Origin of the sequence: Streptomyces sp. SLBN-118 (genome assembly GCF_006715635.1) — a bacterium.
GTDB lineage: Bacteria > Actinomycetota > Actinomycetes > Streptomycetales > Streptomycetaceae > Streptomyces.
Window position 1 is genome coordinate 3,542,740 of sequence record NZ_VFNP01000001.1, and the last position, 21,700, is coordinate 3,564,439.

The window sequence follows — 21,700 nt, forward strand, 5'->3', positions numbered from 1 at the left end:
CGGCTGTACGGCACTGGGTGCGGCACGGCTGTGACGCTGCTGTCGCTGCGGAGTGTGACGGTACAACCCGCCCCCGTGTCAAACGGCAAAAGCCCGCAACGGCCACTCGAACGGTAACCCGAGTCCGGCTATTCCTGCCGCCGCGGATCGGCACTACGGCACTGCGGAGCCCGGATGCCCCCAGATCAGACGCGGCCGAAGCACCAGAGACCGAGGGCGAGGAACACCGCGTCGAGCAGGACCGCGAGCGCGACGGCCGTGGCGGGACTCACTCCGTGGGCGACCGGCGCGCGGTGGCGCAGACGCACCCCCGTCCACAGCAGGCCCGCCCCGAACAGCGTGAACGCCGTCCCCGCGAAGATCGCCGGCCCGCTCTCCATGCCCGTACCCGGTCCTTCCCTGAAGCCGAGGTCGCCCGGAGGCCGAGGCTGGCACCTCCGGGCGTCATGGGTGCGAATTCCGGGTGAACGCCATATGGGCTCACCCACCCGGAGTCCGACCCTCCCTTTCTTGGAGTCCGGCCCTCCCCTTCTTATTGATGTTGGCCGGTTTCACCTCATGGACGCACCGGTTCCAGAAAACCCTCCTCGATCAGCAGCCGCAGCGCCTGCGGGGTTCGGTCGCGCAACACCACCGGATCCTCGCCGAGCAGCTGGGCGATCGCGTCCAGAATCCGCCCGGCGCTGAGCGACCCGTCGCATGCCCCGGCAAAGCCCGCGCCGACGGTGTCCACCTTGGTGGCCCGCCGCATACCGCGGTTCTGACGCAGCACGACGTGCTCCGGGTCCTCCGCGCCCGGCAGCCCGACCTGCTCCTGCACGACCTCCGGGGCCAGCGTGAAGTGACCGGCGAGCAGCGCCGCGTCGTCGTGCGTGCGCAGATATTCCTGCCGCGCGAAGTGTGCCTGCACGCCGACGCCGAGCGGCTGCTCGACAGGGTGGGGCCACTCCTCGGCGACGATCGAAGGGCGCTCGGAACCGGACTTCCTGAGCGTGATCCAGCCGAAGCCGACGGCCTTGGTCTTGCGGGCCTCGAACTCGTCCAGCCACGCGTCGTACCGCGCGGCGTACTGAGCGGGGTCGCTGCGGTGATCGCCGCTGTCCCGCAGCCACAATTCGGCGTACTGCGTCACGTCCTGCACTTCGCGTTGGACGATCCAGGCGTCACAGCCGCGCGGCACCCAGGAGCGCAGCCGCTCCTGCCATTCCTCCCCCTCCACGTGCTGCCAGTTGGCGAGGAACTGGGCGTATCCCCCGTCGTTCAGCCTGTCCCCCGCCTGCTGAACGAGCGAGCGGCACAGATCGTCCCCGCCCATGCCGCCGTCCCGGTAGGTCAGCCTGGCGCCCGGGGAGATGACGAACGGAGGATTGGACACGATCAGGTCGAACGTGTCCTTGTGGACCGGCTCGTAGAGCGAGCCTTCGCGCAGATCGGCTTCGGGAGCCGCGGAGAGCGCCAGCGTGAGCCGCGCGAAGTGCAGGGCCCGCGGGTTGAGATCGGTGGCCGTGACGCGCGTCGCGTGCTGGGTCGCGTGCAGCGCCTGGATGCCGGAGCCGGTGCCGAGGTCGAGCGCGGAAGACACCGGCGTACGAACGGTGATCCCGGCGAGCGTGGTGGACGCCCCGCCGACACCGAGAACAACTCCCCCGCCCTGGCCGCTCGCGCCGGCAGCGCCGCCCACCGCGCAGCCCAGGTCCGAGACGATGAACCAGTCCTGGCCCTCGGGACCGCCGTACGGCCTCACATCGACCGTGGCGCGTACGTCGTCGCCGTCATGCACCACCCAGCCGTCGGCAAGGCACTGATCGAGCGGGAGGGCTGCCCCCGCCCGTTGTGAGGCGACGGGGCGCTGGAGCAGAAACAGCTGTACGAGCGTGTCGAGGACGCCGTCCCCGCGGGTGGCGCGCAGCGCCGGCACCGTCTCGCTGCGGGCGAGCGCGGCATAGGCGGGGGCGCCGAGCAGGTCGAGCAGTCCGTCGGCGGTGAAGCTCGCGGCGAGAAGGGCTTCACGCAGCCGGGGTGAGCGGTCGGGCGAAGGAAGGCCTGAGGCAGGGCTGGTCGTACTCACCCGCCCATTGTGGCGGCCTGCACTGACGAACGCCGACGGCCGGGCCCTCTTCCCGCGTGCTGCCTCCTACTGCCCGCTCGCGCTTTTTGGCCTACGCCGTCTCCGAGGGCTTCGACGCGGCGTTCGCCGATGCCTTCGACGAAGCCGGTTTGGACGGGGAAGCCGGGGTGGAGGGGGAAGCCGGGGTGGAGGGCGAGTCCGAGCCAGAGCCGCCCGCGGGCGGACTCGAGGCCTTCACCGTCTGGCAGCCGGGCTGCTTCGCCATCGCCTTGCCCAGGTCACCGGACTGCAGCTTCTTCACCGCGTCCTGCTTCATCTTCTCGATCTTCGCCAGACCGTCGGCGACGCCTTGCAGCCCGTCCGCGAACTTCTGCTGGTCCTTGGCGTTGAGTCCGTCGACCTGCTTCTTGAGAGCGAAGTACGCCTTCGCTGTCGCCTGGAGTTCGGCGACAGCGTCCTGCTGGATCTTCGCGCCGTCGTCGATGGGCGGCGTTCCGCCTGCCTTGACCGCGGTGGCGAGCGAGTTGTTCACATCGGCGAGATCCTGGAAGGCCTTCGAGTCGGCGGCCTGGATGTCGGCGGGCTTGCCGTCCGCCGCCGTCGAGATGATGGCCTGCTCGGCGTTGGCCCTCTTCTTGATCTGCGGCTGCGCCTGGTTGCAGAACGTCTTGGCCCAGTCGTTCACCTTGTTGTCGCCGTCGCCGTCGGTGCAGCCCGACAACGCCAGTACCAGTACCGCGCCGCAGGACAGTGCGGCCGCAAGCTGCTTGTTCACCGGATTGGTCCCTTCCAAGGCTCTCGGCCCCGGAACATACACGCCATGTGGGCGACAACCGCGTGCGGTATGCCCGATCTGTTACCCATTAGAGCCATTTGCACCAAGGGAGACAAGGCTCACGACGGCGCACAAACGGGCGGTCGGCACGTCAATACGCGCCGCCCGCCCGCCTCTTGAGCAGGTGTTACGAAACCACCGCAGGATCAGGCGACTTCGCGCTCCGCTCCGCATGGTTGTCTTCGTCACCGACGGCGATGCCTCGCCGCTTGGAGATGTACACCGCGCCCGTGATGACGAGGATGGCCAGCAACGCCACCAGCGCCCTGATTCCGGCGTTGGAGTCGTCCCCGTAGCTGAACTGGATGACCGCGGGCGCAATCAGCAGCGCCACCAGGTTCATCACCTTCAGCAGCGGGTTGATCGCCGGTCCCGCGGTGTCCTTGAACGGGTCGCCGACGGTGTCACCGATCACGGTCGCGGCGTGGGCCTCGCTGCCCTTGCCGCCGTGGTGTCCGTCCTCGACGAGCTTCTTGGCGTTGTCCCACGCGCCACCGGAGTTGGCGAGGAACACGGCCATCAGCGTGCCGGTGCCGATCGCGCCTGCCAGGAAGGAGCCGAGGGCACCAACACCGAGCGAGAAGCCGACGGCGATCGGCGTGAGTACGGCGAGCAAACCCGGTGTGGCAAGCTCGCGGAGCGCGTCCTTGGTGCAAATGTCGACGACGCGCCCGTACTCCGGCGTCTCGGTGTAGTCCATGATCCCGGGGTGCTCGCGGAACTGCCGCCGCACCTCGTAGACGACAGCGCCCGCCGAACGGGACACCGCGTTGATCGCGAGACCCGAGAAGAGGAAGACGACCGCGGCGCCGAGGATCAGGCCCACCAGATTGTTCGGCTGCGAGATGTCCATCACGAGATTCAGCGGACCGCCGTCGCCGACCTTCTCACCGACGTCCCTGGCCGCGGTCGCGATGGCGTCGCGATACGAACCGAAGAGCGCGGACGCGGCCAGTACGGCCGTGGCGATGGCGATTCCCTTGGTGATGGCCTTGGTGGTGTTGCCGACGGCGTCGAGGTCGGTGAGCACCTGTGCGCCCGCGCCCGTGACGTCGCCGGACATCTCGGCGATGCCCTGGGCGTTGTCGGAGACGGGTCCGAAAGTGTCCATGGCGACGATGACGCCGACCGTGGTGAGCAGGCCGGTACCGGCCAGAGCCACCGCGAACAGGGCGAGCATGATCGACGTACCGCCGAGCAGGAACGCCCCATACACACCGAGACCGATCAACAGCGCGGTGTACACGGCGGATTCCAGACCGATGGAGATACCGGCCAGCACGACGGTCGCGGGTCCGGTCAGCGAGGACTTGCCGATGTCCCTGACGGGACGCCGGGTGGTCTCGGTGAAATACCCGGTCAGCTGTTGGATCAGGGCCGCGAGAACGATGCCGATGGCCACGGCGACGAGCGCCAGAATCCGGGGATCTCCGGCGTGCGACGTGATCGCGGCCTCGGTGACACCGTCCAACTCGGCGTACGAGGACGGCAGATAGATGAACACCGCCGCAGCCACCAGGCCGAGCGAGATCAGCGCGGAGATGAAGAATCCACGGTTGATGGCGGACATCCCGCTGCGGTCGGCGCGCCGCGGGGCGACCGCGAAGATGCCGATCATCGCGGTGACCACGCCGATCGCCGGGACGATCAGCGGAAAGGCGAGTCCGGCGTCGCCGAATGCCGCCTTGCCGAGGATGAGCGCCGCGACGAGCGTGACCGCGTACGACTCGAAGAGGTCGGCCGCCATGCCGGCACAGTCACCGACGTTGTCGCCGACGTTGTCGGCGATGGTGGCGGCGTTGCGCGGGTCGTCCTCCGGGATGCCCTGCTCAACCTTGCCGACCAGGTCGGCGCCGACGTCGGCGGCCTTGGTGAAGATGCCGCCACCGACACGCATGAACATGGCGATCAACGCGGCGCCGAGGCCGAAGCCTTCGAGCACCTTGGGCGCGTCGGCCGCGTAGACGAGAACGACGCAGGAGGCACCGAGCAGGCCGAGGCCCACCGTGAACATGCCGACCACGCCTCCCGTCCGGAAAGCGATCTTCATGGCCTTGTGCGAGACGGCCGTCAGATCCTTTTCCGGCTCGCCCTCCGCCGGAGTCGCTTCACGCGCGGCCGCTGCCACGCGCACATTTGCTCGTACCGCGAGACGCATGCCGATGTATCCGGTGGCCGCCGAGAAGAGCGCACCCACCAGGAAGAACACCGAACGTCCGCCGCGCTGTGACCAGTCGTCGGCCGGAAGAAGCATCAGCAGGAAGAACACCACGACGGCGAAGACGCCGAGGGTGCGCAACTGCCGGGCCAGATAGGCATTCGCGCCCTCCTGCACGGCTGCCGCGATCTTCTTCATGGAATCTGTGCCCTCGCCGGCGGCCAGCACCTGGCGCACCAGCACCTGGGCGACGATCAGTGCCGCCACCGCGACGGCGGCGATCACGATAACGATCAGCCGGTTGTCGTCGGTGAGTACCGCGGCTGCGAGAGAAGTGGGGTGATCGGTCAGTTCTGGGTTGAAGAGCCCCGCCATTCGTCCTCCTTGACGCTCAGAGCTCAAGATGTGGACGGATTGTAGGTAGCGGAACCTGATCAAAACAGGGCGCGGCAATTGGAATTGACCTTCACTTGCTCCTCAGCAAATGATCGGGTTCCGAAACACCCCCCGAAAGGGGTAACGGGTCAAAGGCATTGACGTGCGATAAATGATCTAGATAAATGGAAAAAGGCCCTGCTCAGCAGGGCCTTATCCAAATTAAACGATCAATGGGCCGACATTCCGGCGCCGTTGTCGATCATCCGCGATCAGGGCACGACGGTGACGGGCGTCGTCGGCCAACTCATCCGGATCACGCCCCCCTCCTCGGTGGACGTGACCTCCACGTCGTCGACGAGACCGCTGATGACGGCGAGACCCATCTCGTCCTCGCCCTCGGAGTCCGCATCCCCGTCAGCGGCGTCACGGGCCCCCGGGGCCCCGGAGGACCCCTCGGCGCCCGCGCTCGGGACCTCGTCCCCGACCTCGATGGAGAATGCCTTCTCCTCCTCAGTCAGCGCGACCCTGACGGGCGCTGTGATGCCATGGCTGCGGTGCAGCCCGACCGCACGGCTGCACGCCTCGCCGACAGCGAGACGGACCTCGTCGAGCACGGCCTCGTCGACCCCTGCCCGGCGAGCCACGGCGGCCGCCACCAGACGGGCCGTCCTGACATGCTCAGGCTGGGCGCTGAAGCGGAGTTCAACGGTTGCCATGCGATCCCCCTCGGACGTACGGGCGTGCATCTCAGGGGCCCGGGCTGGATGCCCGGTGCCCCTCACTTCTTCCGGCAGTCTCCGGCCAACCGTCAGTCGGTGGCCGCGACAGCTTCGTCGACCGTGGTGTGGATCGGGAACACCTTGGTCAGACCTGTGATCCGGAAGATCTTGAGAATGCGCTCCTGGTTGCAGACCAGGCGCAGCGAGCCCTCATGCGCGCGAACGCGCTTCAGGCCGCCCACGAGTACGCCGAGGCCGGTGGAGTCGAGGAAGTCCACGCCTTCCATGTCGACAACCAGGTGGTAGCTGCCGTCGTTCACCAACTCGACCAACTGCTCGCGCAGCTTGGGCGCGGTATACACATCAATCTCGCCACCGACCTCGACGACCGTACGGTCGCCACCAGGGCCGGACACATTGCGAGTCGACAGGGACAGGTCCACGGATCCTCCAGCACCTTGCTATCGAGCGGCCGCCCCCTCAGGACTCCCCGGCGGAGCCAGAGACGGTCGCCAGCCGCGATGGCATTCAATCACTTACCAGCAGCCATGCACGACGCCTTGAGACCATTGTCCGTCACGCCGGTGACACACTCGGTCCCGATGGCCAAGAATCACCGTCCCAGACGACCCTCCGAGAGCGGGGACAACCGCCTCTCCCCCGCTACGGTCCTCGACCGGCTCACCGCCGGGGCGAGCCGTGCCGCGCGCATCACTCATACGGAGCACTTGCCCCCAAGGCCGGGCCGTCATGCCGTCTGGCCCGACCGCATCCGCCCAGAAGTGATCAAGGCCATTGAACAGGCGGGGATCGACCATCCGTGGGCCCACCAGGCCAAAGCCGCCGAGCACGCCCTGGACGGCGAATCCGTGGTGATCGCCACCGGCACCGCCTCGGGCAAGTCCCTGGCCTACCTGGCGCCCGTGCTAACCACCCTTCTCGACGGCGCCGAGGCCGCCAATGGACGCGGTGCCACGGCTCTCTACCTGGCCCCGACCAAGGCTCTGGCCGCGGACCAGTGCCGCGCCGTCAAAGAGCTCGCCGCGCCGCTCGGCAACCGGGTGCGTCCCGCCGTCTACGACGGCGACACGCCGGTCGAGGAACGGGAGTGGGTCCGGCAGTACGCGACGTACGTCCTGACCAACCCGGACATGCTGCATCGCGGAATACTTCCCTCACACCCCCGCTGGTCCTCCTTCCTGCGCTCCCTGCGCTACGTCGTCATCGACGAGTGCCACACCTACAGGGGCGTCTTCGGCTCCCATGTCGCCCAGGTGCTGCGCCGCCTTCGCCGCGTATGCGCCCGCTACGGTGCGAACCCGGTCTTCCTCCTCGCCTCCGCCACCGCCGCGGAACCCTCTCTGGCTGCCGGCCGCCTCACCGGCCTGCCCGTCCAAGAGGTGGCAGACGACGCCTCGCCACGCGGTGAGCTCGTCTTCGCCCTCTGGGAGCCCCCGCTCACCGAGCTGCACGGCGAGAAGGGCGCGCCCGTACGCCGTACCGCCACCGCCGAGACCGCCGACCTGCTCACCGACCTGACCGTCCAGGGCGTCCGCTCCGTCGCCTTCGTACGCTCCCGGCGCGGCGCCGAGCTGATTTCCGTCATCGCCAAGGAGCGCCTGGCCGAGGTGGACCGCTCGCTGCCCCCGCGTGTCGCCGCCTACCGGGGCGGCTACCTGCCCGAGGAGCGCCGGGCGCTGGAGCGGGCCCTGCACTCCGGCGAGCTCCTCGGCCTCGCGGCCACCACGGCCCTCGAGCTCGGCGTCGACGTCTCGGGCCTCGATGCCGTGATCATCGCCGGATACCCCGGGACACGGGCTTCGCTCTGGCAGCAGGCCGGCCGCGCGGGCCGCTCGGGCCAGGGCGCCCTGGCCGTGCTCGTGGCCCGCGACGACCCGCTGGACACCTACCTCGTCCACCATCCCGAGGCGCTGTTCCAGCAGCCGGTGGAGTCCACGGTCCTCGACCCCGACAACCCGTACGTCCTCGCCCCCCATCTCTGCGCGGCCGCCGCCGAGCTTCCGCTCACGGACACCGACCTCGAACTCTTCGGCCCGGCCACGGCCGATCTCATGCCCCAACTGGAGGCCGCCAAGCTGCTCCGCCGCCGGGCCTCGGGCTGGCACTGGACCCGCCGCGAGCGGGCCGCCGACCTCACCGACATCAGGGGCGAGGGCGGCCGCCCGGTCCAGATCGTGGAGGCCGCCACCGGCCGGCTGCTGGGCACGGTCGACGAATCGGCCGCCCACACCGCGGTCCACGACGGGGCCGTCCATCTCCACCAGGGCCGTACGTACCTCGTGAAGCACCTGGACCTGGAGGACTCGGCTGCCCTCGTCGAAGAGGCCAGCCCGCCGTACTCCACCACCGCCCGCGACACGACCTCCGTCTCCGTCCTCGAAACCGACACCGAGATCCCGTGGGGCGACGGACGCCTCTGCTACGGCTCCGTCGAGGTCACCAACCAGGTCGTCTCTTTCCTGCGCCGCAAACTCATCACCGGTGAAGTCCTCGGCGAGACCAGACTCGATCTTCCGCCCCGCACCCTGCGTACCCGGGCGGTGTGGTGGACGGTCACCGAGGACCAGCTGGACGCCGCCCGGGTCGACCCCAAGCAGCTGGGCGGCGCCCTGCATGCCGCTGAGCACGCCTCCATCGGGATGCTGCCGCTCTTCGCCACCTGCGACCGCTGGGACATCGGCGGCGTCTCGGTGCCGCTCCACCCGGACACCCTGCTGCCGACTGTTTTCGTGTACGACGGCCATCCGGGTGGCGCGGGCTTCGCCGAGCGGGCCTTCCACACCGCCCGTGAGTGGCTGACCGCCACGCGTGAGGCGATCGCGTCCTGCGAGTGCGAGGCGGGCTGCCCGTCCTGCATCCAGTCCCCCAAGTGCGGCAACGGCAACGACCCGCTGCACAAGCGCGGCGCAGTCCGCCTCCTCACGGAACTGCTGCGGGGTGCCCCGACAGCGCAGGAGGCCCCGGCGGGCCCGCCCGCGACCTGACCGCTGGGCCGTAGGGGCCGAAGCGGGCCTGCGCCGTCACGTCGGCGATCTCGCCCCGTACCGCGCAGCGCACCACCGCGGCGCCCTGTGCCCGGGCCACCTCGGTCGCCATCGCACAGGCGGTTGCTGTGCCCCGCAGAGCGTGATCAGCAGCCGCCAGGGCCGCCAAGTCGGCTGCGGAGCCTGCGCGATGGCGGGCGACCACGGCCTGCCCCATGGCCAGGACGACGGCGAATACGGCACACAGCGCGGTGGTCGCCATGGCCACCCACACGGTCGCGGAACCCCGGTCCCGGCCCCGGTCCCGGCGTCGGTGCCGGTCGCGGTCGAGGTGCCGGCCCCCGTTCAGGTGTCGGTTCCGGTTCATGAGGCCTCCTCATGGCTCGCGGCGTCCTCCGCGAACGCCGCCGCATCCGCGCTGAGCGTCAAAGACAGGGCACGCGGGCCGGGGGCCTTAGCCTCGACCCGGACACGCCAGAGATCACCCGTCCGCCCGAGCGTGACAGTGGCGCCGCTGGGAGCCGCCGAGCGGGCGGCGGCCAGTGTGGCTGTCCGAGGCTCGGACCTGGCAGCGGCACGCGCCCCGGCCCGGGCCGCGTCCACACACTGGATCTGCGCGGACGCGGCCATCAGCGCCCAGACCAGGGCCAGGGCGAAGACGACCAGGGCGGGCAGCGCGACGGCCGCCTCCGCGGTCACGGACCCCCTGTCGCCCACCTCAGAACTGCGCATCGAGCGCCTTCCCGATCACCGACTGGAGCGCCCCCGAGACGGCACCGCTCGTGACGACCTTGTACAGAACGGCGGCGAAAGCGCACGCCGCGATCGTCCCCATCGCATACTCGGACGTGGTCATGCCCGCGTCACTGCGCAGGGTGTCCCCGCGCATCCTGCGCGCCAGCCCGCGCAGCCATCCCCGAACCGGATTCCACATGTCAACCTCCAAGAGATCTCGTTCAGTTGCACACTTGCGCGTGCTCAGTTGCCGTTCAGCAGTCCGTCCGCGAGGCCGATCACGACCGGGGCCACGCCCACCGCGAGAAAGGCGGGCAGGAAGCACAGCCCAACAGGAGCTGTGATCAGGACCTGCGCCTTGCGGCCTCGTGCCGCGACCGCCCGCGCCCGGTCCGCCCGGAAGCGCTCGGCCAGACGGGACACCGACTCCGCGGCCGGAGCCCCGGTCGAGTCGGCTCGCTCCAGGCAGCGGCCGAGCCCCTCCGCTCCCGGTATCCGCCCGAACCACCCCCAGGCGCGTGCCGGCTCACCGCCGAGCCGCAATTCAGCTGCCGCCCGCGCCAGCCGCTCGCCGACCGGCCCGCCCAGCGACTCTCCGACCGCCTCAGCCGCCTCGCGGGGACCCGCCCCGGCCGAGATACAGGCCGCCAGGAGGTCCGCGGCAAGCGGTAATTGGCGGCTCGCCTCCTGATCCTCGGCCCCCGCCGCAGGCTTACGGCTTCGCTGCCAGCGCGATACCCCATAGGCCCCGCCGAGCCCGGCGGCGCAGCCGAGCACCCCTCCGACGAGCACACAGCCGGTGATCAGCGCACCCAACGGCCCCGCCCAACGCCTCGCCCAGGCCCCGCACTCCGGCCGCCATCGCTGCCGCTCGCGATCCACACCCAACAGCGCCAGGATCCGCATGCGCACCGCGCGCCGACGCCGCCTTGCGACGATCGTGAAGGCCAGGAGAGCCACCGCCGCCACCACGCACACCGCTGCCCCCAGCCTGTGGACAGCGTCCCCGGTCACGGCTCGTCTCCCTGACGCACGATCCGCCCGGCCCAGCAGAGACCCGCAGTCTCCAGCAATCCGCCGACAACGAGGCACGCGAGGCCCGCCGGTGTGTGCAGCAGAATCCGCAGAGGATCGGCGCCCAGCGCCCAGCCCATCCCGAGACCCGCCAGCGGAAGCAGGGCAAGCAACCCGATGGTGGACCAGGCACCCGCCAACTGGCTTTTCAGATCGGCCTGTTGATCCCGCTCTGCCCGTAGGGCCGCCTCCAGCCGGTCGAGCCCGACGGCCAGACCCGCACCACTGTTCACGGCCACCCGCCAGCAGGCAGCGACTCCCGCGAGTCCATCCGCACCGGGCTCCCTCGCCGCCTCCCGCAGTGCCTGTGGTACGTCACCCCCGAAGCGCGCGGCCGCGAGCACCCGCGCCTCCGCATCGCCCAGCACCCCGGTGGATCTCACGGCGAACAGCAGTGCCTGCCCCGGCTGTTGCCCGGCGCGCAGTTCGCCGGCCACCGCGCCGCACAGGGTGACCACCCCCTCGGCTCGCCGCTCCCGCTCGCGCCTCACTTCCCGGGCCCGTAGCCGCCGCCTCACCAGCGGCACCGCCACTGCCCCCGCGAACAGCGGGAGCACCGATCCACCCAGCGCGGCGAGCACCAGGGCGACGGGCAGGCACAGCCACTCCCGTCGCAGCCCAACCCGCGGCAGCACCCGCTCCCAGGCCCACCACGGGGAAGCCTTCACCTCACCGCCCGCCGCCAGCAGCAACCGCGCGCGTCTGAGCCCCTGATCCCGCCCGACCGTCAGCCACGCAGCCGCCCCGGCACACACCGCTGCCGCGTACACCTGCTCGCCGGCCATCACAGCGCACCTCCGATCAGCGACCGCAGTCGCTCCCAGCCCGGCCCGTACGCGAATGCCTCGGCGCCCCACCGCAGTGCGGGCACGGTCACCACCAGCCCCGCCGCATCCCGCTCCAGGACATGCACCTCGGCGATCCGCCGCTGCCCGCCCCTGTCCCGTACGAGATGGATCACCACCGCGAGGGCGGCCGCCAACTGGCTGTGCAGCGCCGCCCGGTCGAGCCCCGCCGCCGTCCCGAGCGCCTCAAGCCGGGCCGGTACATCCGCCGCGGCATTGGCGTGGACGGTCCCGCAGCCGCCCTCGTGCCCGGTGTTGAGCGCGGCCAGAAGCTCGGTGACCTCCGCACCACGCACCTCCCCGACGACGAGCCGGTCGGGCCGCATCCGCAGTGCCTGGCGCACCAGGTCCCGCAGCGTCACCCGGCCCGCGCCCTCCTGGTTCGCGGTACGCGACTCCAGCCGGACCACATGCGGGTGTTCGGGCCGGAGCTCCGCCGAGTCCTCGGCCAGGACGATCCGCTCGCGCTCCCCCACGAGGCCGAGAAGGCTCGACAGCAAGGTCGTCTTGCCCGATCCCGTCCCGCCGCTGATCAGGAAGGAGAGCCGGGCATCGATCAGCGCCTTCAACACCCGGTCCCCGCCGGGTGGCACCGTCCCGGCCGCGACCAGCTCCCCGACGGAGAACGCCCGGGGCCTGACGACCCGCAGCGACAGACAGGTCGAGCCGACCGCCACCGGCGGGATCACGGCATGCATGCGGGTCCCGTCCGGCAGCCGCGCGTCCACCCAGGGCCGGGCGTCGTCGAGGCGCCTCTCAGCCACCGCCGCGAGCCGCTGCGCCAGCCTGCGCACCGAGGCCGTGTCGGCGAAGGTCACTCCCGTGAGCTCAAGTCCCCGGCCCCGGTCAACCCACACCCGGTCGGGTGCGGACACGAGGACGTCCGTCACGGAAGGGTCGGCCAGCAGTGGCTCCAGCGGCCCCGTCCCGACCAGTTCGCACCGTAACGCCTCGGTGCCGCCCAGTACTTCGGCGTCCCCCAGCAGCCGTCCCTGGGCCCTCAGCGCGGCGGCGACCCTTGCCGGTGTGGGCTCGGCTCCGCTCTCCGCGAGACGCTGCCGCACGGCATCCAGCAGCCCGGTGCTCATGAGACTGTGCCACCCGTCAGCGCGCGATCCCAGAAGGCCGTGCAGAACCTGGCCAGCGGCCCGCGCGCACCGCCGGGTGGAACGCCTGATTCCTGCGCGGCCAACAGGTCCGCTTCCGCGGGAAGTTCACCCGCCAGCGGTAGTCCCAGCGCGTCCGCGACCCATTGCTCGTCCAGCCCCGCCGCGAACGGACCGCGCGCCACCACGCGCAGATCCTGGAGCACCATGCCCACCGTCGACGCCACGCGATTGGCGGCAGCCACGGCCCGCAACTCACCCGGTACCACCAGCAGTCCGAGATCCAGCTGGGCCAGTGCCTCCGCGACTCCTTCGTCCACCCGGCGCGGCAGATCCACGACCACCACCCCGCCGCGCCTGCGTGCCGCGGCCAGCACCGACCGCATCGCCTCCGGCGGAATGACCACCGAGTCGCCACGGTCCCAGCTGAGTACCCGCAGCGAATGCAGCTCGGGCAGCGACTCCTCCAGCGCCCCGCCTGCGACCCGTCCCTTGGACGTCGCGAAATCCGGCCACCGCCTGCCTTCGGCCTGCTCTCCCCCGAGCAGCACGTCGATACCTCCGCCGAGCGGGTCGCCGTCGACGAGCATGGTGCGCCGCCCGGTCCGTGCCGCGGTCACCGCCAGCGCGCAGGCCAGCGTCGATGCACCGGCCCCACCCCGGCCGCCGATCACCCCCACGGTGAGCGCCTGCCGTCCGACCCCCTCGACCACATCGGCGATCCTGTCGACGAGCCAGCTCTCGGCATCGGGCAGCCGCAGCACGCAGTCGGCCCCGATCTCCACCGCCCGCCGCCAGACGTCCGGGTCGTCCTGATCGTGCCCGACCAGCAGCACACCGCGTCTGCGGGCGGCACCACGGCAGCGAGCGGCCGCGTCGTCGCCGACGAGGACCAGCGGCGCCCCCTCCCAGCTTCCCCTGCGCTCGGGCACCGAGTGATGGACGTCCGGCTCGGCTCCCGCCGCGGCACACAGCCTCAGCAGATCGTCGAGCAGTTCCATGTCCTCGGTGACGATCAGCGGCCCGTCCCGCCGCCCTTCGACGGTCGGCGGCCGTGTGGACATGATGGATCCAGCCACGTTCTCCACCCCCTGATTACTTCGATCTCGCTTCGTGCGTAGATCTGTGATTCCTGCGGTCCGCGAACTGCGCAGCCGGAATCACCGTGCAGCGGACCGAAAAATCATGTGGATCTTGCTAAAAAACTGTGGACAACTAGCCACTTGTGAATATCCCGCTCGCTCGTACCGGTGACTCCCGGGAGCTGCACTTCCGCTACGCACAGTGACCGTGCACAGTGATGGAGGGCCGCCGATGGCACAGCTCGTACGAGGGGAGAACGATCACAATGGATCACACCAGCGGGACGAAAGGCGTCCGGACATGCGACGACCCCCGCCGGGGGGGAGAGCGGGGGTCGTCTCTCCGGCCGACTCGGGGGGGGAGGAGCCGGACCGGGTTAGCACGGTCGCGAACGATCCGTGACTTCCATGGTGTACCCGAGAGCCTTCTCAGGCAAACCCACACGCCCGAGCGTACGCCGAATGGTGGGCACCTATGCTCAGGCTCGTGGAAAACCACTCCTTGCCGCGCACAGCCGCCTTCTTTGACCTGGACAAGACGGTCATTGCGAAGTCTTCGACGCTGACCTTCAGCAAGTCCTTCTACCAAGGCGGCCTGATCAACCGCCGAGCCGTACTGCGTACCGCCTATGCCCAGTTTGTCTTTCTCGCCGGCGGCGCCGATCACGACCAGATGGAGCGGATGCGCCAGTACCTCTCGGCGCTCTGCAAGGGCTGGAACGTCCAGCAGGTGAAGGAGATCGTCGCCGAGACGCTCCATGACCTGATCGACCCGATCATCTACGACGAGGCCGCGTCCCTCATCGAGAAGCACCACACGGCCGGCCGCGACGTCGTCATCGTCTCCACTTCAGGCGCCGAAGTGGTCGAACCGATCGGCGAACTGCTCGGCGCCGACCGGGTGGTGGCCACCCGCATGGTGGTCGGCGACGACGGCTGCTTCACCGGGGAGGTGGAGTACTACGCATACGGCCCGACCAAAGCCGAAGCGATCAAGGAACTCGCCGCTTCGGAGGGGTACGACCTGGCCCGCTGTTACGCGTACAGCGACTCGGCGACGGACGTCCCGATGCTTTCCTCCGTCGGCCATCCCTGTGCGGTGAATCCGGACCGGGCACTGCGCCGGGAGGCGACAGCGCGCGGCTGGCCGATTCTGGTCTTCAACCGTCCGGTCCGCCTCAAACAGCGACTGCCCGCGCTGTCCATGCCGCCGCGCCCGGCCCTGGTCGCGGCGGCCGCGGTGGGGGCGGCGGCAGCGACCGCCGGGCTCGTCTGGTACGCCAGCCGGCGGCGTACTGCGGCGGTGCAGATTGCCAGCGCTCCCGCTGTGTAGATATGCGTCCGCGTTTGAACCTACAAGTAAAGATGTGCAGCTGGGGCTTCCGCTTGCCCTTCGGCTGGAGTACAAATGAATCAACGGCCCGCGAGACCAAGGACATCCGAAAGGATCACCTTTAACGCATGAAGGCCCACGGACCGAAGCATGAAAACTGAGCACCCACGCGACGTCGACCCGTCGATTACGGGCCAGCCGCACCAGGTGACGGGCAGAAGTTCCCGACCTGATGGGCAATATTACGAGGACGCTTGGTAACTCGGCGGACATGCCAGCGGCGGTACCAATTCCGGTACCGCCGCAACCCTGTTCAGGGGCTCTCTCCGGAGCTTATCCGGGACAGTTCAGGCCGCGCCGCGCTGCAATGCCTCACACACGGCGGTCGACTCCCGGACCCCGAGTTCCACTGCTCGCCCGCAGTGCGCGATCCAGGCAGCCATCCCGTCGGGCGTGCCTGACAGATACCCGTCGAATGCGGCCACGTACGCCGCCCGGCCCTGCTCGGCATGGCCCACCTCCGCAGGGCAGATGGCCTTCGGGTCGAGCCCACTTCCGATCAGCACGATGCGCTCGGCGGCCCGCGCGACGAGGCCGTTGTACGTACCGAACGGGCGCAGCGCCAGCAGTTCGCCGTGGACCACAGCAGCCGTCACAAGTGCCGGGGCGGAGCTGCCCGCGATGATCAGTCCGGCCAGTCCGTCCAGTCGGCCGGTCACCTCGCCCGCATCCGGAAGCGGCGCCTCGATCACCGGCTCGTCAACTTCCTCGCCCGCGAGGCGCGGCCTGCCGACCGTGACGTCGTCACCGGCACCACTCGCCGCGACGAGATGCAGCCTCGCGAGCACGCGCAGCGGCGACTGCCGCCAGATGGAAAGGAGTTGACCCGCCTCGGCGGTGAGCCGCAGGGCTGCACCCACCGTGCGCGCCTCGGGCTCGACGCCGAAGTCGGTCCGCCTGCGGACCTCTTCCAGTGCCCAGTCCGCGCCGGACAGCGCGGCTGAAGCCCGAGCTCCGCGCAGCGCCGCCTCCGACGTGACCTCGGTGCTGCGCCTGCGCATCACCCGGTGACCGTAGACCCGGTCGACGGCTTTGCGTACGGAGTCCACGGAGTCGGCGACGCCCGGCAGGGAGCCGAGGGTGGCGAGGGGGTCGACCGAGGCATTCGTACTCATAGGTAGCGAGGCTACGCGCCCCCGGCCCCGGCCCCACCTCGGAGTGGTCTTCTTCACGCAGACCGGCCACACCGTGCGATCGACCCACTACCCTAGGTGAACATGAAGATCGCTTTCGTAGGGAAGGGCGGCAGCGGCAAGACGACGCTGTCATCGCTCTTCATCCGCCACCTGGCCGCCAATGAAGCCCCCGTCGTCGCGGTGGACGCCGACATCAATCAGCACCTGGGGGCCGCGCTCGGCCTCGACGAGGCAGAGGCCGCCGCGCTGCCCGCGATGGGCGCGCATCTGCCACTGATCAAGAACTATCTGCGGGGATCGAATCCCCGGATCCCCTCCGCCGAGATGATGATCAAGACCACGCCCCCGGGGGAGGGCTCGCGGCTGCTGCGCGTCTGCGAGGACAACCCGGTCTACGACGCCTGCGCGGTCGGCGTGCGCCTGGACGACGGGGCCATCAGGCTGATGGCGACGGGTCCCTTCACCGAGTCGGACCTCGGGGTGTCCTGCTACCACTCCAAGGTCGGCGCGGTCGAGCTGTGCCTCAATCACCTGGTCGACGGCCCCGAGGAGTATGTGGTCGTCGACATGACCGCGGGGTCGGACTCCTTCGCCTCCGGGATGTTCACCCGGTTCGACATGACGTTCCTGGTGGCCGAGCCAACGCGCAGGGGGGTCTCGGTGTACCGCCAGTACAAGGAGTACGCACGGGACTTTGGCGTCGCACTCAAGGTCGTGGGCAACAAGGTGCAGGGCACGGACGACATCGACTTCCTGCGCGACGAGGTGGGCGATGACCTGCTGGTGACCGTCGGGCACTCCCCCTGGGTTCGGGCGATGGAGAAGGGACGGCCGCCCCGCTTCGAGCAGTTGGAGGCCGAGAACCGCATGTCGCTGCAGGTGCTGCAGAACGCCGCGGAGGACTCGTACGGGCACCGCGACTGGGAGCGATACACCCGCCAGATGGTGCACTTCCACCGGAAGAACGCGCAGAGCTGGGGGAACGCGAAGACAGGAGCCGACCTTGCGGCCCAGGTCGACCCCGCCTTCGTACTGGCCGAGCCTGCCGCCGCGGCACAGCCCGGCTGAGAGGACACCCTCGCGCCGACCGGCGCGAGGGGCGCCGAAGGAGGACGTGCGGGTGTCCGATGTCAGCGCGACTGAGGCTTGGCCGCGGTTGAGCCCTGACCCTGCTTGGCCGTGGCTGAACCCGGTGCGCCCGCCGGCTGGGTGGCGAGGAAGGCCGCCCAGCCGTTCTTCGGGGCCTGGCCGACCGGGAGCGTGCGCAGCTTGCGCAGAACCTCGGGATCCTGCGCGTCCAGCCAGTCGGCGAGCTGGCGGAAGGACACGCACTTCACGTCGCGCTTCACACAGACCGTCGCGATCGTCTCTTCGACCGCGCGCATATATGTCCCGCCGTTCCAGGATTCGAAGTGGTTGCCGATGATCAGCGGCGCGCGGTTGCCCTTGTAGGCGCGGTCGAAGGCCTTCACCAGGCCGTCGCGCATCTGGTTGCCCCAGGACTGGTACTTCGAGGGGTCACCCTTGACCGTCCCGGACTGGTTGACCATGAAGTTGTAGTCCATGGACAGGGTCTCGAAGGCCCTGCCCGGGACGGGCACCATCTGGAGCGAGAGGTCCCACAGGCCGAGGTCCTTCTTGGGCCAGACCTGGTCGTTGATGCCACTGGTGTCGTAGCGGAAGCCCAGTTCGGCGGCGGCGCGCACGAAGTTCGGGCGGCCCTCGAGGCAGGGGGTGCGAGCGCCGATGAGCTCCTTGTCGTAGTCGAAGGGCAGCGGCTGCTCGTTCTCCAGGCCGGCGTTGGTGCGCCAGTTCTTCACGAATGACCTGGCCTGGCTGATCTCGCTCTTCCACTCGGCGACGGACCACTGGCCGACGCCGCCGTCCGTGCCGCAGAAGTGGCCGTTGAAGTGGGTCCCCACCTCGTTGCCGTCCTGCCAGGCGCCGCGCAGTTCACGCACGGTGTCACGGATCCCTTGGGTGTTGTTGAAGCCGATCTCCGAGCGGCCGACGGGGTGCTGTGGCGGGTCGTAGAGGTTCGCCTTCTCCTCGGGTAGCAGGTAGACGCCGCTGAGGAAGTAGGTCATGGTCGCGTCGTACTTCTTGCCCACCTCGCGGAAGTGCGAGAAGAGTTTCTGGCTGTCCTCGCCGGCTCCGTCCCAGGAGAACACCACGAACTGCGGCGGCTGTTGACCCGGCTTCAGGCGCACCGGCCTGAGGAGACCCGGCTGGGGTCCGGTGAACGCGGTGGATCCGTCGCCGATGAGGCGTACCGCGCTCTTGGGGGCCGGTGCGCCCTTCTTCGCCCCGAGGGCGCCCCGCTTGGCTGCGGCCGAATCGTCGGTCATGCCCGGTACGGAGCAGCCGGCGACTCCTGCGATCAGTGCCGTGGCGACTGCCCCCACGGCGATCCTCCTCGTGGCGGCCCTCATCCGCCCACCCTCTTTCGTATGCCTATATGCCTGTACGACGCATTGCCTGTGGCGCCGTCAAGCTCGCATCGCGATGGGTGGGGAGGGGTGCGACGAGCCGCGTTCAAATTACTAATCACCAGAACGGGTGAAATGCTGCCCCATTTGCCCTGAAAATCATGCCTCAGTCTTTACTTTGCATTACGATCCATTTACCGAGAGTTGAGAATCCCGCCGCTGCACGCCGTGACCCACGGCCGCGTCCCCACATTCCGCGACCGCGCTGCCCCGGAGGAGACGGGAACCATGTCTGCCTGCGTCCCCACCCGCACCGAAGACCCCTCCCGCAAAACCCGAAAGCCCCGCCCAGCCCGCAATTCCCGAAAGAACAAGGCCCGCCCGCCCCACCGCTTCCGCATCGCGGGCGCCGATCTGTCCGCCTCGATCTGCGTCTTCCTGATCGCGCTGCCGCTCTCCCTCGGCATCGCGCTCGCCACCGGCGCACCCCTCCAGGCCGGGCTGGTGGCCGCTGCCGTCGGCGGGATCGTCGTCGGTCGGCTCGGCGGGGCGCCGCTTCAGGTCAGCGGTCCCGCGGCCGGGCTGACCGTCGTCACCGCCGATCTGATCCACCGGTACGGCTGGCGCACGACCTGCGCCATCACCGTCCTCGCCGGAATCGCCCAACTCGGGCTGGCCGCCCTTCGGGTGGCCCGCTCGGCTCTCGCCGTCAGCCCGGCGATCGTGCACGGCATGCTGGCCGGCATCGGCGTCACGATCGCCCTCGCACAACTCCATATCGTCCTCGGCGGCACCCCGCAGAGCTCGGCGACCGAGAACGTCCGTGCCCTTCCCGCCCAGTTGGCCAACCTTCAACCGGCCGCGCTGTCGGCCAGCGTTCTGACCATTGCCGTGCTGATGGTGTGGGCGCGGATTCCCGGGCGCGTGGGGCACGTCGTACGGAAGATCCCGGCCGCTCTCGCCGCGGTGGCAGGAGCGACGACCTTCGCAGTGGTTGCCAGGCTGAGCCTGCCACGCGTCGATCTGCCGTCCTGGAGCAGCCATGCCCTGCCCGAGCTGCCCCAAGGGCCGGTGCTCGGCATCCTCGCCTCCGTTCTCACCATCACCCTGGTGGCCAGCGTGGAGTCGCTCCTGTCGGCCGTCGCCATCGACAAGCTGGTGGCTGCCCGCAAGACACCGGACGTCCGTATTCCGAGGGCGCGCCTCGACCGGGAGCTGGCCGGGCAGGGGGCGGCGAATGTCGTCTCCGGTGCGCTCGGCGGTCTGCCCGTCACCGGAGTCGCCGTCCGCAGTGCCGCCAATGTGTCCGCGGGCGGAGTGAGCCGGAATTCCACGATGCTGCACGGTCTGTGGATCACGGTCGCCGCGCTGCTGCTCGTGCCCGTGCTCGATCTGATCCCGCTGAGCGCGCTGGCGGCACTGGTGATGGTCGTGGGCGTACAGATGGTCAGCATCACGCATCTGCGCAGCGTGCGCCGGAACCGGGAGATCGTCGTGTATGCGGCGACACTGGCGTCGGTGGTGCTCGCGGGGGTGCTGGAAGGTGTGGCCATCGGGATCGCCGTGGCTGTCGCGGTGGCCCTGCGCCGGCTGACCCGGACCCGGATCACCGCGGACGAACTGGAGGGGTTCCACCGGGTGCGGGCGCGTGGCCAGTTGACGTTTCTGGCCGTGCCGCGGCTGAGCAGGACGCTGAGCCAGGTGCCCCAGGGAGCCCATTGTGTGGTCGAGTTGGACGGTTCCTTTATGGACCACGCGGCGTACGAGGCGCTGCATGGCTGGCAGGCCTCGCACATCGCGCAGGGCGGGACGGCTGAGTTCACCGGCCGGGCCGGGGCGCGGATCAGCGAGCCCGCATCGGAGACGCACGGCTGCTGCCGCCCCTGGACGCCCTGGCGCAACCATCACTGCGGCGACGACCGGCCCCGGCAGGCGAAGGCGCATCAACTGGCCAGCGGGCTCAGCTCGTTCCAGCGCAACACGGCCCCGCTGGTGCGCGACGAACTGGCGCGGCTGGCGCGCGAGGGGCAGCGGCCATCGCAGCTCTTCCTCACCTGCGCCGACTCCCGGCTGGTCACGAGCATGATCACGGCCAGTGGCCCGGGCGACCTGTTCACCGTGCGCAATGTGGGAAATCTGGTTCCGCTGCCCGGTGCGGAGAACGGCGACGACTCGGTGGCCGCGGCCATCGAGTACGCCGTCGATGTGCTGGAGGTCGACTCGATCACCATCTGCGGCCACTCCGGCTGCGGCGCGATGCAGGCGCTGCTGAACGGGCCGCCCGCAAGCGTCCAGACGCCGCTGCGGCGCTGGCTGCGGCACGGGCAGCCGAGCCTTGAGCGGATGAGGAGCAGGCACCGTTCCTGGGCAAGGATCTCCGGGCGGATGCCCACCGACGCGGTGGAGCAGCTGTGTCTGACCAATGTGGTCCAACAGCTGGAGCATCTGCGGGCCCATGAATCGGTGGCCAGGCGACTCGCCGAGGGGACGCTGGAGTTGCATGGAATGTACTTCCATGTCGGCGAGGCCCAGGCGTATCTCCTCGCGAGCAGCGACGAACACGAGATCGACGAGGTCTTCGACCGGGTCGCACCAGCTCCTTCGGCTCTGCAGACGTCGCGCGCCTGAACCGCTCCTCGGCCACGCCCGTGAGAATGTATGGCCCCTCTTTCCCGCCGCCCGGGAAGGAGGGGCCATACATGGCTCCACTCACAGCCCCAACAGGTCTAAACCAATT

General features: G+C 69.7%; 19 protein-coding genes. 4 read left to right on the forward strand and 15 right to left on the reverse strand.

Translation table 11 applies throughout. The annotated features are described in order from the left end of the window. Positions 1-185: 185 nt before the first annotated feature. The 6 genes from FBY35_RS16120 to FBY35_RS16145 form a co-directional block, all read right to left on the reverse strand. Positions 186-380, reverse strand: a complete 195-nt coding sequence (locus FBY35_RS16120; RefSeq protein ID WP_142214460.1) for a hypothetical protein — start codon at positions 378-380, stop codon at positions 186-188. Positions 381-556: 176 nt separating this feature from the next. Next, positions 557-2,068, reverse strand: coding sequence for a class I SAM-dependent methyltransferase (locus FBY35_RS16125; RefSeq protein WP_142214461.1), 1,512 nt, complete (start codon positions 2,066-2,068; stop codon positions 557-559). Positions 2,069-2,159: 91 nt separating this feature from the next. Continuing rightward, the gene (locus tag FBY35_RS16130; RefSeq protein ID WP_142214462.1) at positions 2,160-2,843 is read right to left on the reverse strand and encodes a small secreted protein; all 684 of its coding nucleotides are present in this window, start codon (positions 2,841-2,843) and stop codon (positions 2,160-2,162) included. A 187-nt stretch (positions 2,844-3,030) separates the two neighbouring features. Beyond that, positions 3,031-5,436 (reverse strand): sodium-translocating pyrophosphatase, encoded by a 2,406-nt coding sequence (locus tag FBY35_RS16135; protein WP_142214463.1) that lies wholly within the window; start codon positions 5,434-5,436, stop codon positions 3,031-3,033. Positions 5,437-5,708: 272 nt separating this feature from the next. Further along, positions 5,709-6,155 carry an ATP-binding protein gene (locus FBY35_RS16140; RefSeq protein WP_142214464.1) on the reverse strand — a complete coding sequence of 149 codons (447 nt, stop codon included), beginning with the start codon at positions 6,153-6,155 and terminating at the stop codon, positions 5,709-5,711. A 92-nt stretch (positions 6,156-6,247) separates the two neighbouring features. Beyond that, positions 6,248-6,601, reverse strand: coding sequence for an STAS domain-containing protein (locus FBY35_RS16145; protein WP_003967428.1), 354 nt, complete (start codon positions 6,599-6,601; stop codon positions 6,248-6,250). Between the two features lie 78 nt (positions 6,602-6,679). Between FBY35_RS16145 and FBY35_RS16150 the strand changes: the two genes are divergently transcribed. Continuing rightward, positions 6,680-9,163, forward strand: a complete 2,484-nt coding sequence (locus FBY35_RS16150; protein ID WP_142214465.1) for a DEAD/DEAH box helicase — start codon at positions 6,680-6,682, stop codon at positions 9,161-9,163. Here FBY35_RS16150 and FBY35_RS16155 read toward each other — a convergent pair. The 7 genes from FBY35_RS16155 to ssd form a co-directional block, all read right to left on the reverse strand. Further along, positions 9,099-9,530: an Rv3654c family TadE-like protein gene (locus tag FBY35_RS16155; RefSeq protein ID WP_142214466.1), complete on the reverse strand. Its 432-nt coding sequence runs from the start codon at positions 9,528-9,530 to the stop codon at positions 9,099-9,101. The genes FBY35_RS16150 and FBY35_RS16155 overlap by 65 nt on opposite strands. After that, positions 9,527-9,895, reverse strand: coding sequence for a TadE family type IV pilus minor pilin (locus FBY35_RS16160; protein WP_142214467.1), 369 nt, complete (start codon positions 9,893-9,895; stop codon positions 9,527-9,529). The genes FBY35_RS16155 and FBY35_RS16160 overlap by 4 nt, the downstream gene beginning before the upstream one ends. Beyond that, positions 9,882-10,052: a DUF4244 domain-containing protein gene (locus FBY35_RS16165; RefSeq protein WP_260848696.1), complete on the reverse strand. Its 171-nt coding sequence runs from the start codon at positions 10,050-10,052 to the stop codon at positions 9,882-9,884. Before FBY35_RS16165 ends, FBY35_RS16160 begins: the two co-directional genes overlap by 14 nt. Positions 10,053-10,141: 89 nt before the next feature. Further along, positions 10,142-10,912 (reverse strand): type II secretion system F family protein, encoded by a 771-nt coding sequence (locus tag FBY35_RS16170; RefSeq protein WP_142214469.1) that lies wholly within the window; start codon positions 10,910-10,912, stop codon positions 10,142-10,144. Beyond that, entirely contained in the window at positions 10,909-11,757 is an 849-nt protein-coding gene (locus tag FBY35_RS16175) for a type II secretion system F family protein (RefSeq protein WP_142214470.1), read from the reverse strand. Before FBY35_RS16175 ends, FBY35_RS16170 begins: the two co-directional genes overlap by 4 nt. After that, entirely contained in the window at positions 11,757-12,905 is a 1,149-nt protein-coding gene (locus tag FBY35_RS16180) for a TadA family conjugal transfer-associated ATPase (RefSeq protein ID WP_142214471.1), read from the reverse strand. The genes FBY35_RS16175 and FBY35_RS16180 overlap by 1 nt, the downstream gene beginning before the upstream one ends. Next, positions 12,902-13,987 (reverse strand): septum site-determining protein Ssd, encoded by a 1,086-nt coding sequence (ssd, locus tag FBY35_RS16185; protein WP_142214472.1) that lies wholly within the window; start codon positions 13,985-13,987, stop codon positions 12,902-12,904. The genes FBY35_RS16180 and ssd overlap by 4 nt, the downstream gene beginning before the upstream one ends. 493 nt (positions 13,988-14,480) lie before the next feature. Here ssd and FBY35_RS16190 point away from each other — a divergent pair, with 493 nt between their 5' ends. Beyond that, positions 14,481-15,338 carry an HAD family phosphatase gene (locus tag FBY35_RS16190; protein ID WP_142214473.1) on the forward strand — a complete coding sequence of 286 codons (858 nt, stop codon included), beginning with the start codon at positions 14,481-14,483 and terminating at the stop codon, positions 15,336-15,338. Positions 15,339-15,685: 347 nt separating this feature from the next. Here FBY35_RS16190 and FBY35_RS16195 read toward each other — a convergent pair whose 3' ends face one another. Further along, positions 15,686-16,513, reverse strand: a complete 828-nt coding sequence (locus tag FBY35_RS16195) for an oxidoreductase (RefSeq protein WP_142214474.1) — start codon at positions 16,511-16,513, stop codon at positions 15,686-15,688. Between the two features lie 102 nt (positions 16,514-16,615). Here FBY35_RS16195 and FBY35_RS16200 point away from each other — a divergent pair, with 102 nt between their 5' ends. Next, positions 16,616-17,602: an ATP-binding protein gene (locus FBY35_RS16200; protein ID WP_142214475.1), complete on the forward strand. Its 987-nt coding sequence runs from the start codon at positions 16,616-16,618 to the stop codon at positions 17,600-17,602. Positions 17,603-17,664: 62 nt separating this feature from the next. Here FBY35_RS16200 and FBY35_RS16205 read toward each other — a convergent pair whose 3' ends face one another. After that, positions 17,665-18,966, reverse strand: a complete 1,302-nt coding sequence (locus tag FBY35_RS16205) for a hypothetical protein (RefSeq protein WP_142214476.1) — start codon at positions 18,964-18,966, stop codon at positions 17,665-17,667. A 285-nt stretch (positions 18,967-19,251) separates the two neighbouring features. Here FBY35_RS16205 and FBY35_RS16210 point away from each other — a divergent pair, with 285 nt between their 5' ends. Beyond that, entirely contained in the window at positions 19,252-21,591 is a 2,340-nt protein-coding gene (locus FBY35_RS16210; RefSeq protein ID WP_142214477.1) for a bifunctional SulP family inorganic anion transporter/carbonic anhydrase, read from the forward strand. Positions 21,592-21,700: the final 109 nt, after the last annotated feature.